We start from the raw sequence: 24637 nt of genomic DNA, 5'->3' as shown, positions 1-24637 counted from the left end.
TTGAGTTATGGAGTAGTAGGGATATAGATTTACAGCGTTGCGTTTGTAAGCCAACTTAATAACCCTATAATTTTTCAAGACTACGACTTCAGCCCAAGTGGCAGCTTAATTTTTAGGCTGATATTACGTCCCGGTTCGTCGGCGAAATAGCGGAAACGATTCAAGTAATCGCGGTATGCTACGTTCATTAGATTCGAGCCGTTAAGAATTACGCTCATCGTTTGTTTTCCGACCTGTGCTGTAAAACCGAACTCAGCTCCTACCAGAAAATAGGCGGGAGGTGGCGGGGCAAAATCGCCGGTAAAAATGAGCTGGCCATTCTCCTGTCGAGTCGTTACGTTCGGCACACGCCGTTGCTGCACTACGTATAGGCCGCTAACCGAAACATACAGATTAGATAGGCGGGTTTGTGCAGTTGTGTTCCAATCATAACGTAATGCGTTGTCGGAGCGGTTTGGTGGAATAAAAACGAGGTAATCGTTGTCGGTTTGGTTCCGGGCAAACAGCAGTGAATTTTTGGTTGTCAGTGTCAACCGCTGAGTCAATTTATAGGTAAGGCTAGCATCAATACCTCGGAACGTAGCACGCACTTGTGTGTAACTGTAAGCGGGAAAAGCGCCACGCTGACGTATCAGCGGTACAGAATCAGGTTTCAGATAGATATAATTGTGAATCAGGTTATTGTAAGCCCCAATTTCACCACTCAAGCGTTTACCGGCGTAGGCGAGCACCAGATTACCATTGTAAGCCTGCTCCGGTTTTAAGTTCGGGTTTCCCCGCTCGTAGGCGACTGCGCTCTGGTGCAACCCGTTCGAATACAAATCTGCTACGTTCGGAGCTCGCCAGGCGGTACTTAGATTGGCCGTCAACGTTAAATCAGGGCGCAGTTGATACGCTGCACCCAGCGAGCCGTTGACATTTTGCCAGACGTGGGTAGTGTTATAAGGCTGCTTGGTGGCTTCATCGAGGAAATACGCTCGTAGCCATCGGTAATCGTAACGCAAACCGCCTTCGATGGTCCAGGGGCCAGTGGCATAGCGTTCAATGGCAAAGAAACCAGCACCATAATTTCGAAAGTTGGGAATCAGAAACAGGTATTGCCGCACATTTCCCTGCGTGATGCCATTGAAGCCCGCACTCCCCGACCAACTTGCATTTTTTGCCGTTTTTATCGTTCGATGTTCCCACACAAGATCGGCCGTGTGCGTAATCAATTGCAGATATAATTCAGGATTCAGCGATCCGCTGAACGAAACAAAATCATATTCCCGTCGTGTATTCTGCTGACGGGCCACCGTTGCGGTTAACGTACCTCCACCGGCTGAGTGCCAATACGTTCGCAGTTTCAGCAATTCGTGTTGAACATCCTGATACGGGCGTTTCAAATCGTACGAAAAGCCCGGTTTAATCAATGGCTCAGAGCGCCCAATCGCGGCATATAAATCGGCCAGGCTACCGACCTGCGCCCCCGTAAACAGACCTACTTTCGTATCGACCCGACTGTAAAACAACTCGACACCAAGATTTTTGTGCTCGTAATGAATATCGCCCGAGAAGTTGGTTTCGTGGTAACTGGTATTTTCCAGAAAATAATTGGGCGTCTGGACGTAGCCTGAACGCTTGAGCGTTCCTTGTATCCGCCAACTCAGTCCGGCTAATTTTCGCCCAAAAGCACCTTCCAGCAGTCCAGACGTAGCGCCCATTCGGCCGTTTGTAGCTCCCACTACGTTCAACTCGCCCTGGATGCCCGGTTGGGATGGCATGGCTCTGGGTTCGATTAAAATAACGCCCCCAATAGCATCGGAACCGAATCGGATGCTGGCAGCACCTTTGATAACCGTCAGCCGGGAGGCCAGAAACTGGTCGACTTGGGGCGCATGTTCCGTTCCCCACTGCTGATCTTCCTGCCGTACTCCGTTATTCAGGACAATAATGCGGTTGCTGTAAAGCCCATGAATTACGGGTTTTGAAATGCTCGGTCCTGTCTGGATGGAATACAAACCTGCCAAGGCTTTCAAACTTTCGCCCAGTGATTGTCCGCGCGTCTGGTCGAGCTCCGTTCCCGACAGACTAACCTGACTTTGAAGTAGTTGCTGTGCTTCGGAGCGGTGTTCCGTTACGTTAACAGGTGCCAGACTAATGCTTTCGGATGTCAGTGATACGTTGTGTACCGAATCGATTGGAATTTGAATACGCTGCACGAGCGTATTGAAACTAACGTAGCGATATTCGACCGTATACCGACCAGGGCATAAGTAGGTCAGTTGATAGTGGCCGAGTGAATCAGTAAGCGCGCCCTGCCCCGTTTCGCGCACGAAAACTGTGGCTCCCGGCAGCGGTTGCTGCTCGGCTCCGCTAGTGATGATGCCTTTCAACGTAGCGTCACAACCAGGCTGCTGTCCCATAGCTAAATGGCTTGCCAAAGCAATACATATAGCTATGTAGATTATTGAAATAAGGCTCGTTGAACGATATTGAAAATGCATTTGACACCAGCCGCGCGAACTCTGGAACCGGTAGTTTGAGGAATTCTCAAACCAGGAGAAGCGAGGATTCTGGAAGCAAAACTATGGCTTTTGCAACAATGTTGCAAATTAGACCATTAATAAATTTTCTCCCCTCCAGTAGATCGGTTTGAAACTACCCGAGGGGAGAAGCACATTACACCAATAAAATTGGGACAAAGGAATGCTACTATTCCCTGATTAGCGCAAGACTATTGTTCATGCGTAAATCAGGCTGCAGCATTTTGTACAGATTTTCGCCTACACGCTGGTTCACTACGGCGCTGGCGTGGCCATCGTTCCGGCCAACAACCCGCTCGGCAGGAGCTAAATCACCAATAACTTTGCTGACTTCAAGTACGGGAACGTTGTTCTGTTGAAAAAAATCGACAACTGGTCTGGTGTATTCGGCCGATTTCTCCACGTTATTCATAAACGGGAACAATACTACGTAGATACAGGCATTGTTCTGCCGGGCGTACTGTATAAACTGGTTGAGTTCAGCCAGATGCGCCTTCGTTATAGTATTGGTGCCGTAAGCTTTCCGGGCATAATGATCGAACGGGGTAAAATTACCGTGCGGAAACTGCCAATATATATAGTTGAGCAGATACGACTTTCGAAAAACAGATTGCACCACCCGCGGTAGGTCGGTATAAGGGGTGAATGCCGCTGGCACAACGCCATGATCACGCGCTACTTTTTCAATATCGTTGGGGAAATACTGAAGCACCAGTACATCGGGTTTCACCTTAAACTCTTTAAGCCGTCTGAACTCATCGCCTGTTTCGGAACCTAGTCGGCCCAGGTTATAGGTTACGTACTGACTCCCCAACTTGCGCGCCAGAACATCGCCGAATCGCTGATCTGTTGACTCCAGCCCGTGCCCCGCCGTAAATGAATCGCCAATAATCAGCACTTTTTTCTTACCAGCCGTATCGGTTTTCGCCGAATCGCGGTAGTTGTCAGATGTTACTGGTTGCCAGTGCCGCTCGAACCAAATATGAGAAGCCAGTGTAAGACCGCCCTCCTGACTTTGTTCGATAAACATAAACGCCATCTCCATACCAACAATCAGCAGTACTAATGGCAAAAACAGGGTAAGCGAATTAGTAAGGATTTTTGGCGACTGCGGGTTTTTTACGATTCCATAATAATACAATCGTATTAGTTCAATAGAGAGTAAAACCAGCAGACTGCATTTGATGAGCCTTACGTAAATATTGTCAAATAAATATTTGGTAGGGTAATCGAAGCTAACGCTAAAATGGTCGCCGAAATACAGCATGAATGTCAGGAAACTTAGCAAAAACAGCCGGATACTTCCTGAGATTAATTTTGCCCGCATCAGAATTGGGTTATCTTAAACAATGATTCAGAGTTGATTAAATACTTGGTTGCCAGAGTATTGAACCGACTAAGTACCGCGGATGCAGGATGATTGATATAGCAAGGAAGAAGTAGGTAAGGTAGCGCTTCGATTGGGGTCAAAACTGACAAAGCCTACCCGGTAAATTGTGGATACGTACAAGTTCATAGTTAAGTATGCTACGCTCGAAAAGTGGCGACAAATTTACGAGAAAATGTACAATTTTAAGTCCTGCTAATTTTATATTTTGATCAAATCTTACTCTTTTCACCATAAACGGTGCTTTGGCTTATTAAACGGCCAGTGAATGATTAACAATAGAGATAAGCGTTTGTGGAATCGTGGTAGGTACACATTATCACTAACGGTTCATCATGTATTGGCCTGTTATTTGCTTCTCTTTTAGGCAGTTTCATAGTGGTGATTTACTAACCTTTCTGAGTCGATGATACCCCGCTTTCATTCCCTACGTGATGTCAGAGCCTTTCTCGTGTGTTTTTTTATAATTTGTTCATTGTCAGTGTCCGCGCAAAAAATCCGAATGGCTGAGCTGCTAACATACATGCGTTTACCCGCCAGCCAGTTTGATGCCTGTATGTTTCAGAAGGGGTTTGTGTGTTATAAAAGTACCGGTGGCCTAAATGGCTGGACTTGCCTGTTTGCCTATAATGGTAATACATTGCTGAACAACCCAGCTACTGCGCCCGGGCTCATCCAATATTCGCGTAATTCGCGCTCTGATTTAATTGTTTATCAGGTTCATTCGAAAGCTGCGTATGAAGCCCTTCAGAAAGAGCTCATTGAGCTGGGCTACAGCATTGAGCCCGTAGCCAACGACCGCCTTACATACGTTCGGAACAACACCGTGGTTACCTGTCAGAAAACGGGAACGGATAATGGCATTTCAGGGAATTACACTGGTTATACGGTTTCGCTTGCCGCTTTGCGCTACTGACAGTTTGAGGAGCTTTAGTCTGTAGCTATAAATCCAAATCGCCGGTTTGTTCGTATAAAATGTATCCGTAACGAACTCGACGAACAATGACTTTTCATTTCGAACCGCCGACAAAACCGTCGGCTGAGTTACTTGCTTACCCGCCCGTAAGTGTAAATCTGCCTCAAATTGGTCGCCAAAACTTTCCGATTGCCGATTTAATATATATTGAAGCACAGGTCAGTTATTCACAATTTTACTGGCTGGATGGTCAATCATTTCAGTTGGCCCGTCCCCTAAAATACCACTACGAAAAGCTTCCTCCCTTCTGGTTCATCCGAATTCATCGCAACTACGTAGTGAATCGGCGGTTTGTTGAGCAGCTGGAAAGCCGGGACGATGGCTACTGGATGCATCTTTCCATGAACCTGACATTACCCATCGCCCGCCGTCGCTGGCACGACGTATGCGAGCAGATGATGGGCGAAGCACCCGTGAGGACCAGATCTTTACGCGCCATTTTTTACGCGCCGAACCAGAAGTAATCGATTACTAGCAAAGGTGGCCAGATATGGTCTCTTCAACTACGCTGACCTGTACCCGCTTGATTCTATAGTTGATCTCTCACTTCCATCAACGCAAAACCAAGCAAATTTAAGCCTTTCCACTCTTCGGGACTTTCGGCTTTATCGCTGTCAGCCGCCAGGCCAATACCCCAGATGTTATCTACCGGACTGGCTTCTATCAATATTCTATCTTTGGTATTGAGCAGAAACTCTTTCAGGTCTGGATGTTGGCTGAATTTCTGCAAATTGCCCTGCACTACAATCTCAAAACGCTTGTTGTTCCATATAGCCTCATCGAAGTTACGTACCTGTCTACCAAGCGATTTGGCTTCAGCAGGCGATTTACACGCGATGATTTTGGTAACTAATTCCTGGTCACCGAATAACAACGCTTTTTGAGCCATCATCCAGTGTTCAGCCGTATTATATCTGACGTTATCGACCACAAATGACGAAGGCCACCACTGACTAAAACACGAAGCTGTCAGATCACCGCTCTTGCTTTTTTGATGCCCCCAGAAAAAGAGGTACTTAAGTCGATTCCCTCGTTCAACATTCCCGATAAGCCACTCCCGACTGTACGTCATCCGAATCATTTCCAATCACAAATTGATTGCATTTAAGACCGCTCTTTTCCCGATGCAAACCGATAGAGGTAGGGAGCTTTGTGCGCTCCTCCGCTGTATTTTTTTTCTAGTCTTTCCAGTATTTCTGAACCCAGTATTTTCCGCTGAAAACCGGAGCGATGCAGTTTTTGCCCTAAGATCGTTTCGTACAGATTCTGCAATTCGACCATTGTAAACGTTTCGGGCAGTAGTGGAGCGGCCCATCGGTTAAAGCTGATCAGGTTGTGGTCGAGACTGATACGTAGCGTTTCCAGTGCCTTCTGTACCATTACGTTGTGGTCCTGCATGAGCGTGGGCAGCTTCACAAAATCATACCAGTTACAGGTATCAGATAGCACATCGGGCGTCGGAATTGCTTTGGTGAAGTCAACGAGCGCGTAATAACCCACCGATACAAACCGACGTAGCAGCCAATGGCCGTCTACCGGCGAAAGCCCCTTGGCTCGCATAATGGCCGTCATAGGTACTTTAGCCGCATCGTAACGCGCATAATCGCCGAATACATGAAACTGCTCCAGATAAATATCATGTAATCCGGTACGTTCGGCCAGAATGCGTCGGGCGGCTTCATTCAAATCTTCAGTCGTATGAATAAATCCCCCTGGCAAAGCGAATAAACCTGTGTTCTGATATTCCAGCAGCAAAACCTTCAACTGACCTTCGTGAAATCCGAAAATCACCAGGTCAATTGCCAGTCCCGGCAAAAATCCCTGACCAGTTGGATTGTTTACTTTAGGAGCCAGTGGTTCAGCCATACAGTTCAATTTTAGGGCAATTAACAAAAATTTGCTACTCTGAAGCGAACTTACTATTATTGTAACAAATTGATACAATAACGTTTCGAAATTTTTCCAACGAACGTAGCAACCTGTTTCTGATGATCAATTGATACGTCCTCAGGTATTTTTGATAACCCCTACTCGTATTACGTTCAAATCCGCAAGCCCTTATGAAAATTACGTTTCTTCTTTGTCTGCTTATGATACAGGCAGCCCCCGCCGTTCTGGCTCAATCCAAACCACAAGCCAAAACTGTCAATGGCATGGTGGAAGGCGTTACCGAAGCCAGTGGCATCCGTGCATTTAAAGGTGTTCCGTTTGCCGCTCCACCGGTTGGTGATTTACGCTGGAAAGAGCCACAGCCAGTCAAAAATTGGCAGGGTGTTCGCAAAACTGACCATTTTGGCCCCCGCGCCATGCAGCGGCCCATCTTCGGCGACATGGGTTTCCGTTCGGATGGCATGAGCGAAGATTGTCTGTATCTGAACGTCTGGACACCGGCGAAATCGGCTACTGAGAAACTGCCCGTGCTGGTTTATTTCTATGGCGGTGGTTTTGTAGCAGGCGACGGTTCGGAATCGCGTTACGACGGCGAAAGCATGGCGCAGAAAGGTATTGTAGCCATCACAGTCAATTACCGGCTGAACGTATTTGGCCTTTTCGCTCACCCTGAGCTCACTAAAGAGTCTCCGCATCATGCATCGGGCAACTACGGATATATGGACCAGGCGGCTGCGCTACGTTGGGTTCAGCAGAACATTGCTGCCTTCGGTGGCGACCCTAAGAAAGTAACTATTGCCGGCGAATCGGCTGGTTCTATTTCAGTAAGCGCTCAAATGGTTTCGCCCATGGCCAAAAATCTGTTTGCGGGTGCTATCGGCGAAAGTGGTTCATTGCTGGGCGGTATGCCACCGGTTCCAATGGCCAAAGCTGAAGAAACGGGCGTTGCGTTTGCTAAAACTGCCGGTGCTGCTACGTTGGCCGAACTGCGGGCGATGCCTGCTGACAAGTTGCTCGAAGCTACTGCCAAGCCCGGCGTTCCCTGGTTTTCCTCGACCATCGATGGCTACTTCTTCCCGAAACAACCCATTGAAATTTTCGAAGCGGGTGAACAGTCGCACGTACCATTGCTTGTAGGCTGGAACTCGCAGGAAATGGGCTACCAAGGTATTTTAGGCAAAGAAGCGCCTACCGCCGAAAATTACGCCAGTGCAGTTAAAAAATTGTATGGCGAGAAAGCGGATGAAGTACTGAAACTGTATCCGGCCAGCAACGAAGAAGAAGTAAAGCAGACCGGTACGGAATTAGCCAGCGACCGTTTTCTGGCCTACAGTACGTGGAAATGGGCTGACATGCAGGCAAAAACTGGTGGCAAACCTGTGTATCGGTACTATTATTCCCGCCCTCGCCCGGAAATGAGTCCCGAAATGGGAAATGCTACCGCCGGTTTGGCTGGTGGTGTTGTGAAAGGGGATGGTCAGGCAGCTCCCAAACGTCAACCCGACCGGGGGGCTGTTCACTCAGCCGAAATCGAATATGCGATGGGAAATCTGGCTAGCAACAAAGTGTATGCCTGGACGCCCGACGATTATAAAGTCTCGAAAGTCATGCAGGAGTACTTTGCCAATTTCATCAAAACCGGCAATCCGAACGGTTCGGGATTACCGAACTGGCCAGCCGCCAACAGTGGCAACAGTGTCCAGTATATGCAGATCGACGTAAATACGCGACTGGAAACCGAGAAAAATAAAGGCCGCTACATCTTCCTCGATCAGTTTTACAATAAGCAGTAATACGTAGCAGATTAAGCCTTCAGTAATACGTTAAAAAAGGTTCGGGACCAGATTCCGAACCTTTTTTGTTGGGCAGAACTCAGTATAACGTAACGTCAAACATACTTTTTTACCTGACTAACGTATCATTTGTTAACATACGCCTGTCAACCGTTTAGGACGTATCAAAAATCGATTTCGTTATGAAAACGCTGCTAATTCTTCTGCTAGGTTTGTTTATCGTTTCGAACAGTATGGGACAAATTTTTGTCAACGACGTACCAATCGATACGCTCAACACACCTTATTGTCAATTGATCTGCGAAAATGCGGAGCCGTTGACCAGGGCTCGCATACTGATCGACTATGGACAGCCATTTGTTGATACTGGCCTAAACCGCCAAAAATTTATGGATGCCGACAAGAAAGCCATTACGTTCAATTCTAATATTGACGCGCTCAATTTTATGGTAAAAAACGGCTGGGAATTAGCCTCTTTCAAAATGCAGGGTGACAAGTTCATCTATCTGTTGCAACGAAAAAAGCGACCTAATTAATAGTCGCTACGTTACTAAGCCAACAAAAGCCCCGAAAATGAACGTATCATTTTCGGGGCTTTTGTTGGCTTAGTAACGTGGTACTACGTCTTACGTTTTTTCTTCCGGGCAGATGGAAACAGTACGTTATTCAGGATAAGCCGATAACCGGGCGAATGGGGATATAGGTTTAAATCGGTTGGGTTACGGAAGCCACCCCCACCCCGGAGACCTTCGGGATCATGACCGCCGTAGAACGTCCACTGCCCCCGGCCCGATTCGCCGTAGATGTAGCGGTGCGACGATTTCCCCTCTCCCATCACTAAGCTACTTGCCTTAACAGCGCCTTTGCGGAAAGCCGTCGTCTGCCCGAAAAACTCTTTGATAACGTTTTCGTGATTTTGCGTCAGCATGGCGGGAATAACGTCCCATTTTGCCGAAAAGTTAAACAACTCAAAAAAGCCACTCGACTGCTCATAACCACGTCCGGCTGCCGAGTTGATGTCGGAGAACGTAGAGAAACCCCGGTATCCATTGTCAGATTCAAGGCTGAAATTTCCAAAAGCGAAAGTTTTGCTGAAATCGAGTTTTTCCTGCGCATTAGGGTCTGTTCCATCTCCGTCGTAACTGCTCCCTACGATATCGACCCCTTCTGCAGCCAGTGCAATATCGAGCGTTTCGGCGGCTGAACACATGGCAAACAGATAACCACCGCCCGCGCAGAACTCTTTAATACCTTTAGCGACAGCCAGTTTCATTTGCGATACCTTCTGATAGCCATATTTATGCGCAATGTCTTCCTGTGCTTTGATGTCGGCAACCGACTGACGGTGCATGTTACGTCCAAATTGACCCGTAAAATCTTCGTGATGCAAATGAAGCCAGTCATATTTGGGCAAATCACCCTTGAGGATTTCTTCATCATAGACCAGTTCATACGGAATTTCGGCATACGTGAGCACTAACAATACCGCATCCGTATTTTCGAACTCGGCCGGTCCTACTTTTACCGGCGAATACACCACAATTTTGGCCGCTTTCTGGAGCTTCACTACGTCCATATTGACGTCGGGATTTTGCAGTTGCCGACGTATCGACTCAGCATTGGAGTCGGAAATGGTTTCAAACGAAACTCCACGCACCCGGCATTCTGTTTCTACCGCAGCCGTCTGTTTCGTCATAAAACTTCCGCCCCGATAGTTCAGTAGCCATTCGACCTCGCCATCGTCTTTCAGCACTTTGTAGGCAATGCCGTAGGCTTTCAGGTGATTGGATTGTTGATCATCCATGGGAATCAGGACGAAATTGGCCCAGGCGGGCGCGGCCTGACTTAAAATTGCCAGGAATACCAGCAGAAAAGATAAGCGCTGTTTCATTACGTACCTTAATTTTGATGCAAGACACACGAGAGCGTTTTTTGTTCCACCAGAAACCAGGAACGTAAAACTCCTCTCCTACACTTCTATGACTCGTTACGGTATTACGGCACTCTTATTTCTTTTCTCGGCTATGCGTGGTAACGCTCAACACATTACGCCTAAACGTTACCAAATCGAAACAGGGGTATCACAAGCGTTAGCAAAATCTCGAAATCAGACGATTTCTCAATTAGCTTATACGTTAAAGTTCGACATTCCTGATCAAAAAAACCAGCCTATTCCAGCCAGTGAAACAATTTCCTTCAACTGGAAGAAAAACACAGCTCCGCTTCTGCTCGATTTCAAGGAAGAACGTACTCATATTCAGAATGTTTCCCTGAATCAGCGATCGGTCCCTATCGTATTCGAGAGCGAACATCTGGTCATTTCTACTGCTTTTCTGAAGGCTGGAAAAAATGTGGTTTCCATCCAGTTTACAGCCGGTAATCTTTCCCTGAACCGAAACGACGATTACCTCTATACCCTGCTCGTTCCCGACCGCGCAAGAACCGTGTTTCCGTGTTTCGATCAGCCTGATTTAAAAGCGTCATTTCAGTTAACGCTAACCGTACCCAAAACGTGGCAAGCCATAACGAATGCCGCCGTTAAGGACTCAGCAGAAACGGGTGAGCGAAAAACGCTACGTTTCCGGCAGTCGGAGCGGATTCCGACGTATCTATTCGCATTTGTGGCGGGGAAATTCAAATCCGTTACGCGAACGCTGAACAACCGGGCCATGACGTTGCTTCACCGCGAAACCGATACGTCCAAAATCCGGCTCAGTCTTGACCCGATTTTTAATCTTCACGCCGATGCAGTACGTTTCCTGGAAGACTATTCCCAGATTCCGTACCCGTTTCAGAAACTCGATTTCGCGGCCGTACCCGATTTTCAGTACGGAGGCATGGAACACGTTGGGGCTATCGATTACCGTTCATCGAGCCTGTTTCTGGACAACGGCGCTACCCGCGATCAGAAACTATCCCGTGCTACGTTGATTTCGCACGAAACGGCGCACATGTGGTTCGGCGATCTGGTGACAATGCGCTGGTTCGATGATGTGTGGCTGAAAGAAGTGTTCGCCAATTTCATGGCCGATAAAATCACGGAAGTATCGAGTCCCGACGCCAATTATGACCTTCAGTTTGTAGTCGATCATTTTCCGGCGGCCTACGCCGTTGACCGAACGGAGGGAGCCAATCCAATTGGACAGCCGCTGGCAAATTTGCAGGAAGCCGGTACGTTATATGGAGGCATCATTTACCACAAAGCGCCTATCATGATGCGGCAACTGGAACGCTTGATGGGCAAAGAAGCGCTACGTGATGGCCTGCGGGAATACCTCAAAAAGTACTCATTCGGCAACGCCACCTGGGCCGATCTGATCGCTATTCTGGACGCCCGTACCCCAACCGATTTAGCTGCCTGGAACCGCGTATGGGTCAATGAAACGGGGCGACCGAAATTCACATATCAATGGGATGGCAAGGGTGGGACTATAAAGCAGTTTGTCATATCGCAGCAGGCCGAAGATGGCTCAAACCGATTCTGGCCGCAATCCTTTGAAGTTGCGCTGGTCTACGGCGATCATCGGGAGGAATTGACCGTAAACATGAATCAGCCGCAGATTACCCTGAAAGAAGCGATTGGCAAGAAAACGCCAATGTATGTTACGTTCAATTCAACCGGTCAGGCTTACGGGATTTTTCCGGTCGATACTGCGTCGGTGATCCTGCTGGAAGACACCAAAGATCCGGTAACGCGGGCGGCTACGTACATAAATTTGTACGAAAACATGCTTTCAGGGCAAGGAATTTCTCCTGAGCAACTAGCATTGGGGTATCAGAACATGTTAAGCAGAGAATCGGAAGAATTAAACCTTCGACTGATTACGAACCAGCTATCTGATATTGTCTGGAATTTTACCCGACCTGAAAAACGCCCAGCCCTGGCGGTTTCAGTTGAACAGGCAGCGTGGCAGGCAATGGAGCAGGAGCCATTATCCGGACCATCCAGTCCGGGCAAGAAAAAACTGCTGTTCCGCTTGTATCAGAATATCGCTCTGAGCCGGGAAGCGCAGGATAGACTGTATGCCATCTGGAACCACCAGAAAGCCCCAACCGGCGTTACGTTGACCGAAGATGATTACACTTCACTGGCCTTAGCGCTGGCTGTCCGCGACTATCCGGCAGAAGGAATTTTAGCCAAACAGTTGGCACGTATTAAAAACCCGGACCGGCAGAAACGATTGCAATTTATGATGCCCGCTTTGTCAGGTAACGTAGCGGAACGGGACGCTTTTTTCGCATCGCTGGCCCAGGAAGCTAACCGCGATCGCGAAGCCTACGTAACGTCCGCACTTGGCTATCTTCATCATCCACTACGTAGCAAAACATCCTCGAAATACGTATTGAAAAGCCTGGAACTGCTGGAAGAAATTCAGCGAACGGGCGATATTTTCTTCCCCGAATCCTGGCTACGTTCGACGCTGTCAAGTTATCAAACTCCCGAAACAGCTCAGTTGGTACGTCGGTTTCTGGCGGATCGCCCTACGTATAATGCGCGCCTGAAAGCCAAGCTCTTACAAGCAGCCGACGGTACGTTCCGGGCAAGCAAATTGCTGTATCAGCCATGACAACCGACGATGCGTTTCCAGCGATCAGTCCAAAAATGTCCCAGGACTTATTTCTGATCAGAGATGAGTCGTGGGAAGATCGGTTTAAAGAAAACTTTAACCAGTTTATTATTGGCCCATTGGAAACCAGTTGGCAGGTGATCAAGTTGCCTTTGCCCCCGTCCCGAACGAGTAATCATGCCCTCTTTTTTGTTACGTCGGGGCATGTAGATATAAGCGTTGGGCACCAGACGTACATCATACGGCCACAAAGCCTGGTTATTGTACCGGCTTTACAAATATTTGCCATTCAGACGATTAGCACCGATTCGTCGGGCTACCTAAGCTTTTTCAGTCAGGAACTGGTACGTAGCGCGGCTGGTGAAACTGACTTTCCATTCCTCAAACTGACAGGAAATCCGCACGTTACCCTATCGGCGCAGCAAACTACGTTTATCAATAATTTATGTAATCGACTAAACATCGAATATCTCGAAAACGGTGCCGCTAAAACCGATCTGATTCCGCCTTACCTGCTGGCACTTCTGACTGAAATTAACCGGGCTTATGTCGATACGTTTCCAGTAAAGACTGACGCGGGTGATCGACTTGTGCAACGTTTTATGGATTTGCTGACTACTCAGATACGTCATTCTAGGCTAACCACTACGTATGCCGAGCAGCTAAATGTCAGCCCCAATCACCTCAACAAAGTGGTCAAATTTCGGACGGGGAAATCGCCTTCTGTCTGGATCGACGAACGTATCATACTGGAAGCTAAAGTTTTGCTATTTCAATCAGATTTAACTGTTTCGCAGGTGGCGCAGCAGATGGGTTTCGATGACCCGTCGAGTTTTGGTAAACTGTTCCGCAAATGCACCCAGCTAAGCCCCACCGAATTCAGAAATCGATACACCCGACCGAATGATTGATTTTGACTAATCTTCGCCCGATTTCGCCTACCAATTTTCCTGTTTACCAACAGAACTTTGTGAAAATAACTTGGTCGGGATTTTCCATGATTTATCCAATTCTTTTAGTCGTTCACAATGCGTTACGTTGGCTGGTGTTAGCAAGCCTGCTGGCATCGCTTGGCAGCAGCATTTCGGGTCTGGTACGTCATCGAACGTATCAACGTATTGATCAGACGCTACGTGTCGTTGCTACGTCAATTGCGCATACGCAATTGCTGGCAGGATTCTATCTCTACGCCAAAAGTCCAATTGTGAGCTATTACTGGAAATCGCATCCAACGTATCAGGAAGGGCACGAATTCTCATTTTTCAGCCTGATTCATATTGGATTGATGCTTACATCAGTCATTGTCATGACCATTGGATCAAGTAAGGCGAAACGCCAGAAGTCGGATCAGCAGAAATTCAAAACAACCGTTATTTATTTCGGAATTGGTCTGCTTCTCATCTTTATTGCGATTCCCTGGCCGTTTTCTCCCCTGGCTAACCGACCTTTGTACCGTTCATTTTAAACCGTCAACGTACTAACCATGCATTTTTTCAATTCACCCAAAATCCGACTACGTATCGTCAGTTTCGCCGAAGGGCTTTCGTACATTTTGCTTTTATTCATCGCCGTACCGTTAAAACGTATTGGCGGTCATCCAGAAGCGGTACAGATTCTCGGCCCTATTCACGGCCTGCTTTTTGTGCTCTACGTGCTGACGATTATTCAGGCGAAAACCGAATACGGCTGGCCAGCGGGCAAAACATTTCTGGCTTTGCTGGCGTCCGTTATTCCTTTCGGTACGTTCTACGCTGATTACAAGGTTTTCCGTGATTTGCCCGCCACCACAGAGCAGGTTTAACAGGACTAAATGGGTTAGGCCAAAACAGGCTCCGGCTGTTTGAGTGACGAAGCGACTATAGGTTATCCTTCGACTCAAACAGCCGGAGCCTGTTTTGGCCTAAATCTTATTGGAACAGTAGGGGAGCAAGGTCGGTCAGGTTTCTGCGCCATACCATGAACGTGTGACCTCCTGACGTATTTACTTCCTTGAAATTCACCTTTTTTGACGTCAGGTACTCTTTAAAGTTATTGTTATTCTGAAGCAGGAAATCATCAGCTCCGCAGGAAATCCACAAGAGTTTTAGCTGCTTATTGGCGCTTTCATCCAGTTTTGGATAAGCTTTGGCAAAACTATCCATCATTGCTTTTTTCTGCTCTTCCGGAGAAGCTGTTGCCGCAGGACGAGGTCCTGCCCCGAATCCAACGGCACTGCTAAAACCGCCTACGTAGGCAAAATGGTCGAGGTTATTCAGCCCTGTATAAAATGCTGTTCCTCCGCCCATCGACAAGCCAGCAATGGCTCGTTGGGTTCTGTTTTTAGATGCGTTATAGGTTTTTTCCAGTTGCGGGATAATTTCCTGAAGCACTTCCGCCGTGTATTTTTCATTCCCGCCATAACCCAACGTATTGACCATAATCATAGGTTTCGCTTTGCTTTCCGCAATTAAATTATCCAGAATAATATTCGCCTGCGCGTTCACGATCCAAGATAAAGCCGTTCCGGTAGCACCATGCAGCAGGAAAAATACGGGATAAGGTTCCTTACGTTTGGGGTCATAATTTGGGGGTAGGTACATATAATAATCACGATCTTCGCCCATAACCGCTGACCGATAGACGTGGTGATCGACGATACCACGCGGCACATCCTTTATTTCCCAACTCAGCGATGCCGGCCCCGGCATGTGCGCCAGACTCTGTCCATTGCATTGATAACAAGGTTTGGCGACCGGGTTGGCGGGGTCTGGAATCCGTAGCCCATCGACGACAAACGCATAGTCATACACATCCGGGTCGAGCTTTTTGGTAAAACTCCAGACGCCCTGATCGTCTTTGGTCATTGTTTCCTTCGAAACACCTTCGATGTCGAGGATCACTTCTTTCGCATTTGGCGCCCGTAACCGGAAAGTCAATCCACCATCGGCAACTTCCGGCGATTTAACAGGGGGCATTCTGGGCACTTGAGCCACGAGCGCTGCCGTTTGGAGCAGCAGAAAACTGAAAAGCAAAAGCCGGTTTGATAGATTCATGCGATTCGTAAAGAAAGAGTTTAACAAAACGCTACAATCTACCACGCATTTGAGTCATTCCGTATTTTTTACACAAAGACTTTTATTCCAACTGCCCAGTAGGATGAACCATGAAAATCTAGGACTAAAAACCATCGGGCGAAGCGGTACGTATGCTGTATATGTCAGAAGCAGATTGATCATTCACTACGTAACGATTTAACCGGATTAATTAGGGCTGTAGCGATGGTTTTGCTTCCGATAGATACCAAAACCAGAAACAGAATTAACCCGATTGGTATGCCGAAAAGCCACCAGCTCAGTTCCACACGGGATGCGTAGTTTGACAGCCAGTTGCTGACTAGAAAATACGTAATTGGCAAGCCGATCAGGATAGACACCAGCACGGTGCGGATGAATTCTTTTGATAGCAGAACAACCAGGTTCGTCGTACTGGCACCGATCACTTTGCGAATACCGATTTCCTTGGTTCGTTTGGCAACCGTAAACGTAGCCAGGCCAAACAGTCCTAAGCAGGAAATCAGAATAGCCAGGCTTGTCAATGCGCCAAATACCTGCTGGAAGCGGTCATCGGCTTTATATTGCTTATCGTATTCACTGTCCAGAAAGAAGTAACTGAACGGAGAATGCGGGAAATTGGCTTCAAAAACCCGCTTTAACGTAGCAAGTTGCTGGCGGGCATCTCCCCCCGCAAACTTAACACTGGCGAACGATTCGAAGCTGGGCGAGTAGAGATGGATAATAGGAATGTAGGGTGCTTTGGGCGATTCGTAATGATAATTACTGACAACGCCCCGAATTATTGCCTGCCTCCCCCAAAAATCGACCCGTCGACCGATAGCTTCCTCAGGATCAGGAATCCCCCACAGCCGTAACGTCTGTTCATTAACAATGAGTTGCCGACTGGTCGTATCTGAAAAGCCGGGGCGGGTCGACGTATCAAAATTTTTGCCAGCAAGCAGCCGTATGTCCATCAGGTGAATAAACGACGTATCAATGCCAGCCAGGTAATAATTATAGGAGGTTTTCTTAACGGCATCAGCCAGATTGACGCCTGTGGTTGTGCCCATCTGGCTCGAGCTCAAGCCCGGTACGGTTCTGGAAAAGGCGACCGATTTTACCCCTGCCTGATCGAGCAGCATTTGCCGGAACGCTTCGTAATCCTGACGAGTATCGATTCCCACGGGGGCTTTCACAACTACGGTATGATCGATGGCCATTCCTAAGTTCTGTTCCCGCAGAAAAGCAACCTGTCGATAGACAACAAAGGTTTGTATGAGCAGAATCAGGGTCATGGTAAACTGAAAAACAACCAGCGACTTACGGAGCAACGTACCGCTAACCGAGCGGGAGAAATTGCCTTTGAGAACCTTGACCGGCTCGAAAGCAGCCAGAATAATGGCTGGATAAAATCCGGAGAGCACCACACTCAGTGCCAGAAAAGCGCCTACGCTCTTCCAGAAAAATACGTCATTAAAGAGAGTAAAATCTTCGGGCAAGCCTGCTACGTCTACAAATACTGGCCGAAGCGCAGCAACTAGTCCCAGCGCCAGCCCCCCTGCCAGAATATTTACCAGTAGGGTTTCCAGCAAAACCTGAGATCTGATCTGAGCCTGGGTAGAACCAACTACTTTGCGAACGCCGATTTCCCGCGCCCGGTCGAGGGCTTTGGCGGTGGTCAGATTAACGTAGTTGACAAAGGCGCTCAGCAACACGAGAAACGCAACTCCCAGCAGAAAATAAACCGATCGGGCTTCGCCATTGGGTTCTACTTCAAACGTCTTCCGGGAATACAGGTGGATGTCGCTGATTTTCTGAGCGATTACCTGCTCATTTTTTATCTTCTTGTCACGTAGCAAACGATCACTAAATGCCTTAACAGATTTGGTAAATGTGTCATAATTCACATTTGGAGCTAGCTGCAAATACGTCAGGGTATTATTTCCATCCCAATTGTCTTCTTTCTCACCAAAGTCGGATAACATGGTCGGGTAGGAAAGCAACATATTAAATTTTAAATGAGTATTTGCCGGGCTGTTTGCCACAACACCGACAATTTCGAGTAGAACGCTATTGCCTTGTTGGGGTATCTTCAACGTTTTGCCCACTACGTCAAGCGTATTGAAATACGTCATGGCCGTCGTTTCGGTGAGAACAACCTGACGGGGTTTGGTAAACAGATCCTTCCGACTGCCCCGCAGTAAGGGGTAGTTAAACATGGAAAAAAAAGAAGAATCGACGGCAAATACCTTGTCGGCTAGATAATAACGATCACCACGCTGTACGGTCATGGTTGGCGAACCAACGGGATATACACGCGTGTAATTGACCACTTCACTCATTTCCTGCCGGGCTTTGTTTCCAAATGGAGGGTAGGTTTCGGTGTCCTGAGCGTCAATCGTGCTGCCATTCATGTAGTCGATGGTCAGTCGCACAATCCGATTCGCCAGCGGATTAGTGTTTTCATAACTCAACTCAAAACGTACGTATTGGATGATAAGTAAGGCCATGGCGAGCCCAGTTGCCAGTCCGACTACATTAATGAACGAGAACGTGTTGTTTTTGCGAAGATTTCGCCAGGCGATTTTGAGGTAATTACGTAGCATAGTCGGGCTCAGAAAAGAAAAGGTTGAATTCGTGCTTACTTCCGTCAGTTGCCTAGTAAGCTGGCGGCCAATGAAATAAGGTCGACAGAAGCGAATGACCTCTTGTATATACAGACGACGGGCTTTTGATTCACCTACCTGAGCCACCTGCTGCTCAAACTGCTCGTGCAGGTCGCCGAGGAGTTCTTCCTGTAGATCAGCCGGACAGACGAATCGGAGTAACCGATCGGCCCAGGCAGGCGGCTGAGGTGTGTCTTGACGTTGCGGCATGGCTTACGAAAACGATAAATTCGGTATGGCTTCCCACAGGTCGTTACGTACCTGACGCATCTCATCCAGCGTGCGCTTCCCATAGGCAGTTACGGAGAAAAGCCGTTTTCGACGGCCTCCTCGAGCTGCCGTAGCTCCGCCAAGTTCTGACTTGACAAATCCTTTTTCTTCCAGCCGATACAAGGCTACATGAACACCGCTAAGGTTAATAGAACGTTGGGTCCGCTGCTTCAACTCTTCGGCAATATTGAGTCCGTAAGCCGATCCGTTCAGGATAGCGACAGTCAGCAGAACAAGTTCTTCAAATTCTCCTAAATAGGTTCTGCTCATTGGTGTTCTATTCAGTCTTATCCATTTTCTTACTATTTGCTAAACAAATAAAGTGCCATATATATAACATGTAGATTATCAACCGAATAACCTTATCACTAGCTCTGGTAGCTGTCCGGAAGCGTACAGTTTATGTCCGAAAATAATAACTGATACGAATAGCAATCGTGTGCTTTTGCCTTCGTTTGTTTTTGAATGCTGCTAATGAATTTAACCATCTATACGCATCTGCTCAAACAGAAAAAATCACCAGCTGCTCAAACCGACGGCGACCGGCACTGCAACATTATGAATTATAAGCTTCCGTTCAGTCTGGTGGAGAAGAATAGGTAATTGCCGTTTGCGAGCTATACGAAGTAGTTCTTTGTACTAATGGTTATAACAGACAATATGGCTGATAGATTGATCAATGATTTATCCGATTTTATTGCCGTCCATACCTCATTGAAATCACAAAAAACACCAAAAGCCAGACGTAGTGCCCGGCTTTTGGTTACAGAGGAGGTATTTTTATCGGGTTGCATCAACAGCTGCAGCGGCCTCGATAGCGGCAATATCTGAGCGATTTTTCTCGCCGTATTCATCCCGTTTACTTTCGAAGTACTCGAAAATTTGGGTAATGGCGTCGTTATTCTCCGCAATTTTGGAGTGCATATCGCTTAAATCTTTTTCCAGACGTCGATCGTTCAGACCGTTCATATTATCTACTTCAATCTGGCTGATTTTTGAGATTAAAGCGGTCTGGCTATTTTGTAAATCCTCGAGTTCGCGAACTACTTTATTCATCAATTCGAGCTTCTGTAACTTATCCATGTTGTATCTCTTTGGTTGAGTATTAGTTTATTAACTCGCTATTGTTCGAAAGGTTTTGTTAACCTTGCCGGAAACTATTATTTGAGCCTATCCATGAAGAGGCAAACTCCTCCCCTTTTTACGCTCTTATTTGCCAGTGTTACGTTGCTCGAAATATTGGGCGATACGTTATCCATTCGCTGGCTGCACTACGTCTGCAAGCCACTGATAATGGGGCTGTTGCTTTATTACGTCTGGCGACAATTTCGGTCTGCTACGTATACCCGACCGCTACGTTGGCTCATCGCCGGAATGGTATTTGCGCTGTTGGGCGATGTGTTTCTGATGATTCAGGAGATTGATTTGTTTGCCCTGGGCCTGGGTTCTTTTCTGGTGATGCAAATCTGCTATAGCCGAGCTTTCTGGCTTGACATTCAGGCAAGTGGAAAGTCGATACGTCCCCGCTCCTTCTCGCTGACAGCAATTCCGTTTGTGTTGTACGATGGTATTTTTCTATTTATTCTCAAACCGCGATTTTTCCTTGATCCAAAATTAACGCCTTTATGGTGGCCGGTGGTTGGGTACGTTTTCTGTTTGAGTCTGATGGGTGTGCTGGCGCTTCTGCGAAAAGGTTTACTGAATTATGGTTGGGTAGCACTCGGAGCCGTTCTATTTATCTTATCCGACTCAGCAATTGCTATCGATAAATTCCTGTTCCCGATTGCGGGTGCTACGTGGCTCATCATGATTACTTACGCCATGGCGCAGTACCTGATTGTCATGGGCATTGTGCAACATGAATGGGCGACCGAACATGTTGATGCTTAAGACATATAGTATTTTTCGATACGATTATCAATTAAATCAATTTGATTTATCAAATTCAAGAGATTAATCTTGCAATTGTAAATCGGTTTACTAACCTTAACCGCCTAAAAACACATTTCTAGATAGGTTCTTACCAATAATTTGCACAATGGAAAACTATTCAGGTGACATCAGTAAATGTCCGTTTCACTCGGCAATCGCAGGTGAAGTTCAAAATACTGAAAAATTCACTGCCGCCGGCGACGGTACACAAAATCGCGATTGGTGGCCGAATCAATTGAAAGTCAACATCCTTCGTCAGCATTCGTCGCTATCGAACCCGATGGGTGAGCAATTCAATTACGCCGAAGCGTTTAAGAGCCTTGATCTGGAAGCCGTGAAAAAAGACCTTCACGACCTGATGACTGATTCTCAGGATTGGTGGCCTGCCGATTTTGGACACTACGGCCCTTTGTTCATTCGGATGGCGTGGCACAGTGCCGGTACGTATCGCACAGGCGATGGTCGTGGGGGCGCAGGGGCCGGTCAGCAGCGTTTTGCTCCGCTCAATAGCTGGCCTGACAACGTCAGTCTCGACAAAGCTCGCCGACTGCTTTGGCCAATCAAACAAAAATATGGTCAGAAACTTTCCTGGGCCGACCTGCTGATTCTTACAGGTAACGTAGCACTGGAATCGATGGGCTTCAAGACGTTTGGTTTTGCCGGTGGCCGTCCAGACGTTTGGGAACCTGAAGTAGATGTTTACTGGGGTTCGGAGAAAACATGGCTCGGCAACGAGGATCGTTATTCAAAAGGGGTGCCGGGTGTAGCAGCGCAGGGCGTAGTGAGCTCTGATGAAGATGCCAGAGGCATTACCCACTCACGCGATCTGGAAAAGCCCCTGGCAGCCGCCCATATGGGTTTAATTTATGTGAACCCGGAAGGGCCAGACGGCAACCCGGATCCAATTAAATCCGCCAGAGATATTCGTGAAACGTTCGGCCGGATGGCGATGAACGATGAAGAAACGGTGGCGCTGATAGCCGGTGGTCACTCATTTGGTAAAACGCATGGTGCTTCTACGTCAGATCACGTTGGTCCAGAACCCGAAGGTGCTGATTTAGAGCTACAAGGGTTTGGCTGGGCAAATAGTTTTGGTTCTGGTAAAGGCGGTGATACCATCACCAGTGGTCTGGAAGTTACCTGGACCAGTACGCCAACCCAATGGAGCAATGACTATTTCCAGAACTTGTTTGCGTTCGAATGGGAATTAACAAAAAGCCCAGGCGGTGCCCATCAGTGGGTAGCTAAAGATGCCGGCAACATCATTCCCGACGCACACGATCCGTCGAAAAGCCACCGCCCGACTATGCTAACGACTGACCTCGCGCTACGTTTCGATCCTGAATACGAAAAGATTTCGCGACGTTTCCTTGAAAACCCGGATGCGTTTGCAGATGCCTTTGCCCGCGCCTGGTTTAAACTGACCCACCGTGATATGGGCCCTCGCGCTCGCTACCTGGGTCCCGACGTACCGCAGGAAGAGCTGCTTTGGCAAGACCCAATTCCGGCTGTTGATCATGAATTGATCGATGACAACGACGTAGCTGCGTTGAAAGCCAATATTCTTGCATCTGGTTTGTCAGTGTCTGAGTTAGTTTCGACGGGATGGGCTTCGGCTGCTACGTTCCGCGGTTCAGACAAACGGGGCGGTGCCAACGGAGCTCGGATTCGACTGGCTCCCCAGAAAGACTGGGCTGTAAACAATCCGACTCAATTATCGAAAGTGCTGGGTATTCTGGAAAGTATTCAGGAAGAATTTAACAGCACGCAATCGGGCGGCAAAAAAGTTTCGATGGCTGATTTGATTGTGCTGGCAGGTAATGCTGGCGTTGAGAAAGCCGCGAAAGATGCAGGTCAGGAGGTTACAGTTCCGTTTACACCCGGCCGAATGGATGCGTCTCAGGAGCAAACGGATGTAGAATCGATTGCTGTTCTGGAACCGCTTGCCGATGGTTTCCGGAACTATCTGAAAGGCAAATTCACCGTTTCGACTGAAGAATTGCTGGTCGATAAAGCCCAGTTACTAACTTTGACAGCCCCTGAACTGACGGTTCTGATTGGTGGGATGCGCGTTCTGGGTGGTAACTACAACGGTTCTAAAAACGGCGTTTTCACAGACCGTGTTGGTGTACTAACCAACGATTTCTTCGTGAATCTGCTCGATATGCGCACCGCGTGGAAATCGGTGGAAGAGCACAGAGAAATCTTCGAAGGTCGCGATCGCAACTCAGGTGAAGTAAAATGGACAGGTACTCGTGCCGACCTCATTTTCGGTTCTAATTCGGAGCTGCGGGCCATTGCTGAGGTATATGCAAGCTCAGACGCACAGGAGAAGTTTGTCAAGGACTTCGTAGCCGCCTGGGCTAAAGTGACTAACCTTGATCGATTTGATCTGGCTTGATTTTAAGTCCATTCAAAATCGAAGAGCCATCCCGGTAAGGCATGGCTCTCTTTGTTTATAGATGCCCTGTATACCGATTGTGAAATCAGTAAAATCTTTACCGGTAAAGATTTTTGTCATTCTGAGACACGAGGAATTTTAACGTGTTCTTTGTGTAAAGGTGCATTAAGGTTCTTCGTGCCTTAAAACGACAAAATAACGGATAAGCTAACGTAGCAATTCAGCAAGAATCGGGTTTTGAAGCACTCCGTTTATGGCGAAATTTGTTCAACAAACACAAAGGCTATGAACACCAACAACACATACACCTACGAGCAAATTGCCCGCGCCATCGAACACCTGACGGCTCATTATCAGGCACAACCTTCGCTACGCGAACTAGCCGAAAAAGCCAATCTGAGCGAGTTCCATTTTCAACGATTGTTCACGGAATGGGCGGGAGTAAGTCCTAAAAAATTTGCGCAATACCTTACGCTCGAACACGCCAAAAATCGCCTGCGTAACGGGGCTCCTCTAGCCGATGCCGCTCATGATGCAGGTTTGTCGGGTACAGGCCGATTACATGATTTGTTTGTCAGCATCGAAGGCGTTACGCCGGGGCAATTTAAACAATCGGGTTCGGGGCTTGTGCTCACATATGGAGTTTTTAACAGCCCATTCGGGCATTACGTGCTGGGTGCCATTGGCGAAAAAATTGCGCTGCTGCATTTCCTGAACGAAGGCGACGTAGCAGAAATTATCCTGGCATCGGTCTGGCCCGAAGCTACGCTTGTTCGGGATCTGGCTGCGCTTCAGCATTTTGCAGATCAGATTTTTCCAACTGCCGACGTAACAAACAATACGTCTTTTTCCGATAAGACAACGTATCGATTACCCGTGTTACTACGTGGTTCTGCCTTTCAGCTAAAGGTATGGGAAGCTCTGCTTAAAATTCCTGAAGGTCAATTAGCGAGTTACGACCAGATTGCCGAAGCCATCGGACAGCCGACTGCCTCACGAGCTGTTGGAACAGCAATCGGTAGTAATCCGGTCGGCTACTTAATCCCCTGCCACCGGGTTATCAAAAAGACGGGTTTATTCGGAGGATACCGTTGGGGTTCCGACCGGAAGCAAGCTATGCTTGGCTGGGAAGCTGCCAGAACGGATGTATAATTAAATAGCTCTGGCTTATCAAACGCGGATGTTATGATCTATGTA

The 24637-nt window shown here is 47.7% G+C and carries 21 protein-coding genes; 12 read left to right on the top strand and 9 right to left on the bottom strand.

The window, feature by feature from the left end; genetic code table 11:
- Window positions 1–80: 80 nt before the first annotated feature.
- Both ACYVF1_RS24895 and ACYVF1_RS24890 read right to left on the bottom strand, forming a co-directional pair.
- The gene (locus tag ACYVF1_RS24895; protein WP_461084022.1) at window positions 81–2405 is read right to left on the bottom strand and encodes a TonB-dependent receptor; all 2325 of its coding nucleotides are present in this window, start codon (window positions 2403–2405) and stop codon (window positions 81–83) included.
- A 289-nt stretch (window positions 2406–2694) separates the two neighbouring features.
- Window positions 2695–3852, bottom strand: a complete 1158-nt coding sequence (locus ACYVF1_RS24890) for an SGNH/GDSL hydrolase family protein (protein WP_461084020.1) — start codon at window positions 3850–3852, stop codon at window positions 2695–2697.
- A 562-nt stretch (window positions 3853–4414) separates the two neighbouring features.
- Here ACYVF1_RS24890 and ACYVF1_RS24885 point away from each other — a divergent pair.
- Window positions 4415–4828 (top strand): hypothetical protein, encoded by a 414-nt coding sequence (locus ACYVF1_RS24885; protein ID WP_461084018.1) that lies wholly within the window; start codon window positions 4415–4417, stop codon window positions 4826–4828.
- 86 nt (window positions 4829–4914) lie between these two features.
- The gene (locus ACYVF1_RS24880; protein ID WP_461084016.1) at window positions 4915–5352 is read left to right on the top strand and encodes a LytTR family DNA-binding domain-containing protein; all 438 of its coding nucleotides are present in this window, start codon (window positions 4915–4917) and stop codon (window positions 5350–5352) included.
- A 65-nt stretch (window positions 5353–5417) separates the two neighbouring features.
- On the opposite strand, the gene ACYVF1_RS24875 is transcribed toward ACYVF1_RS24880, so the two are convergent.
- Window positions 5418–5969, bottom strand: a complete 552-nt coding sequence (locus tag ACYVF1_RS24875; protein ID WP_461084014.1) for an NADAR family protein — start codon at window positions 5967–5969, stop codon at window positions 5418–5420.
- Between the two features lie 23 nt (window positions 5970–5992).
- On the bottom strand, window positions 5993–6754 hold the full coding sequence (locus ACYVF1_RS24870) for an NrtR DNA-binding winged helix domain-containing protein (RefSeq protein ID WP_461084012.1): 762 nt from the start codon (window positions 6752–6754) through the stop codon (window positions 5993–5995).
- 194 nt (window positions 6755–6948) lie between these two features.
- On the opposite strand from ACYVF1_RS24870, the gene ACYVF1_RS24865 reads away from it, so the two are divergent.
- Together ACYVF1_RS24865 and ACYVF1_RS24860 are read left to right on the top strand one after the other, a co-directional pair.
- On the top strand, window positions 6949–8571 hold the full coding sequence (locus ACYVF1_RS24865) for a carboxylesterase/lipase family protein (RefSeq protein ID WP_461084010.1): 1623 nt from the start codon (window positions 6949–6951) through the stop codon (window positions 8569–8571).
- A 182-nt stretch (window positions 8572–8753) separates the two neighbouring features.
- The gene (locus ACYVF1_RS24860) at window positions 8754–9107 is read left to right on the top strand and encodes a hypothetical protein (RefSeq protein WP_461084008.1); all 354 of its coding nucleotides are present in this window, start codon (window positions 8754–8756) and stop codon (window positions 9105–9107) included.
- Window positions 9108–9190: 83 nt separating this feature from the next.
- On the opposite strand, the gene ACYVF1_RS24855 is transcribed toward ACYVF1_RS24860, so the two are convergent.
- Entirely contained in the window at window positions 9191–10462 is a 1272-nt protein-coding gene (locus tag ACYVF1_RS24855) for an asparagine synthetase B (protein WP_461084006.1), read from the bottom strand.
- A gap of 133 nt (window positions 10463–10595) precedes the next feature.
- On the opposite strand from ACYVF1_RS24855, the gene ACYVF1_RS24850 reads away from it, so the two are divergent.
- The 4 genes from ACYVF1_RS24850 to ACYVF1_RS24835 are packed head-to-tail and all read left to right on the top strand — an operon-like array spanning window position 10596 to window position 14940.
- Window positions 10596–13139 (top strand): M1 family metallopeptidase, encoded by a 2544-nt coding sequence (locus tag ACYVF1_RS24850; protein ID WP_461084275.1) that lies wholly within the window; start codon window positions 10596–10598, stop codon window positions 13137–13139.
- Entirely contained in the window at window positions 13136–14050 is a 915-nt protein-coding gene (locus ACYVF1_RS24845; RefSeq protein ID WP_461084004.1) for an AraC family transcriptional regulator, read from the top strand. Before ACYVF1_RS24850 ends, ACYVF1_RS24845 begins: the two co-directional genes overlap by 4 nt.
- A 59-nt stretch (window positions 14051–14109) precedes the next feature.
- On the top strand, window positions 14110–14604 hold the full coding sequence (locus ACYVF1_RS24840; protein WP_461084002.1) for a hypothetical protein: 495 nt from the start codon (window positions 14110–14112) through the stop codon (window positions 14602–14604).
- An 18-nt stretch (window positions 14605–14622) separates the two neighbouring features.
- The gene (locus ACYVF1_RS24835) at window positions 14623–14940 is read left to right on the top strand and encodes a DUF3817 domain-containing protein (RefSeq protein WP_461084000.1); all 318 of its coding nucleotides are present in this window, start codon (window positions 14623–14625) and stop codon (window positions 14938–14940) included.
- A 106-nt stretch (window positions 14941–15046) separates the two neighbouring features.
- On the opposite strand, the gene ACYVF1_RS24830 is transcribed toward ACYVF1_RS24835, so the two are convergent.
- The 3 genes from ACYVF1_RS24830 to ACYVF1_RS24820 all read right to left on the bottom strand — a co-directional run bounded on the left by ACYVF1_RS24830 (window position 15047) and on the right by ACYVF1_RS24820 (window position 19377).
- Window positions 15047–16171 (bottom strand): esterase, encoded by a 1125-nt coding sequence (locus tag ACYVF1_RS24830; RefSeq protein ID WP_461083998.1) that lies wholly within the window; start codon window positions 16169–16171, stop codon window positions 15047–15049.
- Window positions 16172–16350: 179 nt separating this feature from the next.
- Window positions 16351–19047 (bottom strand): permease prefix domain 2-containing transporter, encoded by a 2697-nt coding sequence (locus ACYVF1_RS24825; RefSeq protein WP_461083996.1) that lies wholly within the window; start codon window positions 19045–19047, stop codon window positions 16351–16353.
- 3 nt (window positions 19048–19050) lie between these two features.
- Window positions 19051–19377 carry a PadR family transcriptional regulator gene (locus ACYVF1_RS24820; protein ID WP_461083995.1) on the bottom strand — a complete coding sequence of 109 codons (327 nt, stop codon included), beginning with the start codon at window positions 19375–19377 and terminating at the stop codon, window positions 19051–19053.
- A 204-nt stretch (window positions 19378–19581) separates the two neighbouring features.
- Between ACYVF1_RS24820 and ACYVF1_RS24815 the strand changes: the two genes are divergently transcribed.
- Window positions 19582–19710, top strand: a complete 129-nt coding sequence (locus tag ACYVF1_RS24815) for a hypothetical protein (protein ID WP_461083993.1) — start codon at window positions 19582–19584, stop codon at window positions 19708–19710.
- Window positions 19711–19887: 177 nt separating this feature from the next.
- On the opposite strand, the gene ACYVF1_RS24810 is transcribed toward ACYVF1_RS24815, so the two are convergent.
- A complete protein-coding gene (locus ACYVF1_RS24810) occupies window positions 19888–20190 on the bottom strand; it encodes a hypothetical protein (protein WP_461083991.1) in 303 nt (100 codons plus the stop codon).
- A gap of 93 nt (window positions 20191–20283) precedes the next feature.
- Between ACYVF1_RS24810 and ACYVF1_RS24805 the strand changes: the two genes are divergently transcribed.
- The 3 genes from ACYVF1_RS24805 (at window position 20284) to ACYVF1_RS24795 (ending at window position 24592) form a co-directional block, all read left to right on the top strand.
- Window positions 20284–20997: a lysoplasmalogenase gene (locus ACYVF1_RS24805; protein WP_461083989.1), complete on the top strand. Its 714-nt coding sequence runs from the start codon at window positions 20284–20286 to the stop codon at window positions 20995–20997.
- A 148-nt stretch (window positions 20998–21145) separates the two neighbouring features.
- A complete protein-coding gene (katG, locus tag ACYVF1_RS24800; protein ID WP_461083987.1) occupies window positions 21146–23440 on the top strand; it encodes a catalase/peroxidase HPI in 2295 nt (764 codons plus the stop codon).
- 285 nt (window positions 23441–23725) lie between these two features.
- The gene (locus tag ACYVF1_RS24795) at window positions 23726–24592 is read left to right on the top strand and encodes a methylated-DNA--[protein]-cysteine S-methyltransferase (RefSeq protein ID WP_461083985.1); all 867 of its coding nucleotides are present in this window, start codon (window positions 23726–23728) and stop codon (window positions 24590–24592) included.
- Window positions 24593–24637 lie beyond the last annotated feature (45 nt).

It is taken from the genome of Spirosoma flavus (assembly GCF_054778555.1).
The sequence above is the reverse complement of the archived record's forward strand: the minus strand, read 5'-3'. Positions and strand labels throughout refer to the sequence as shown.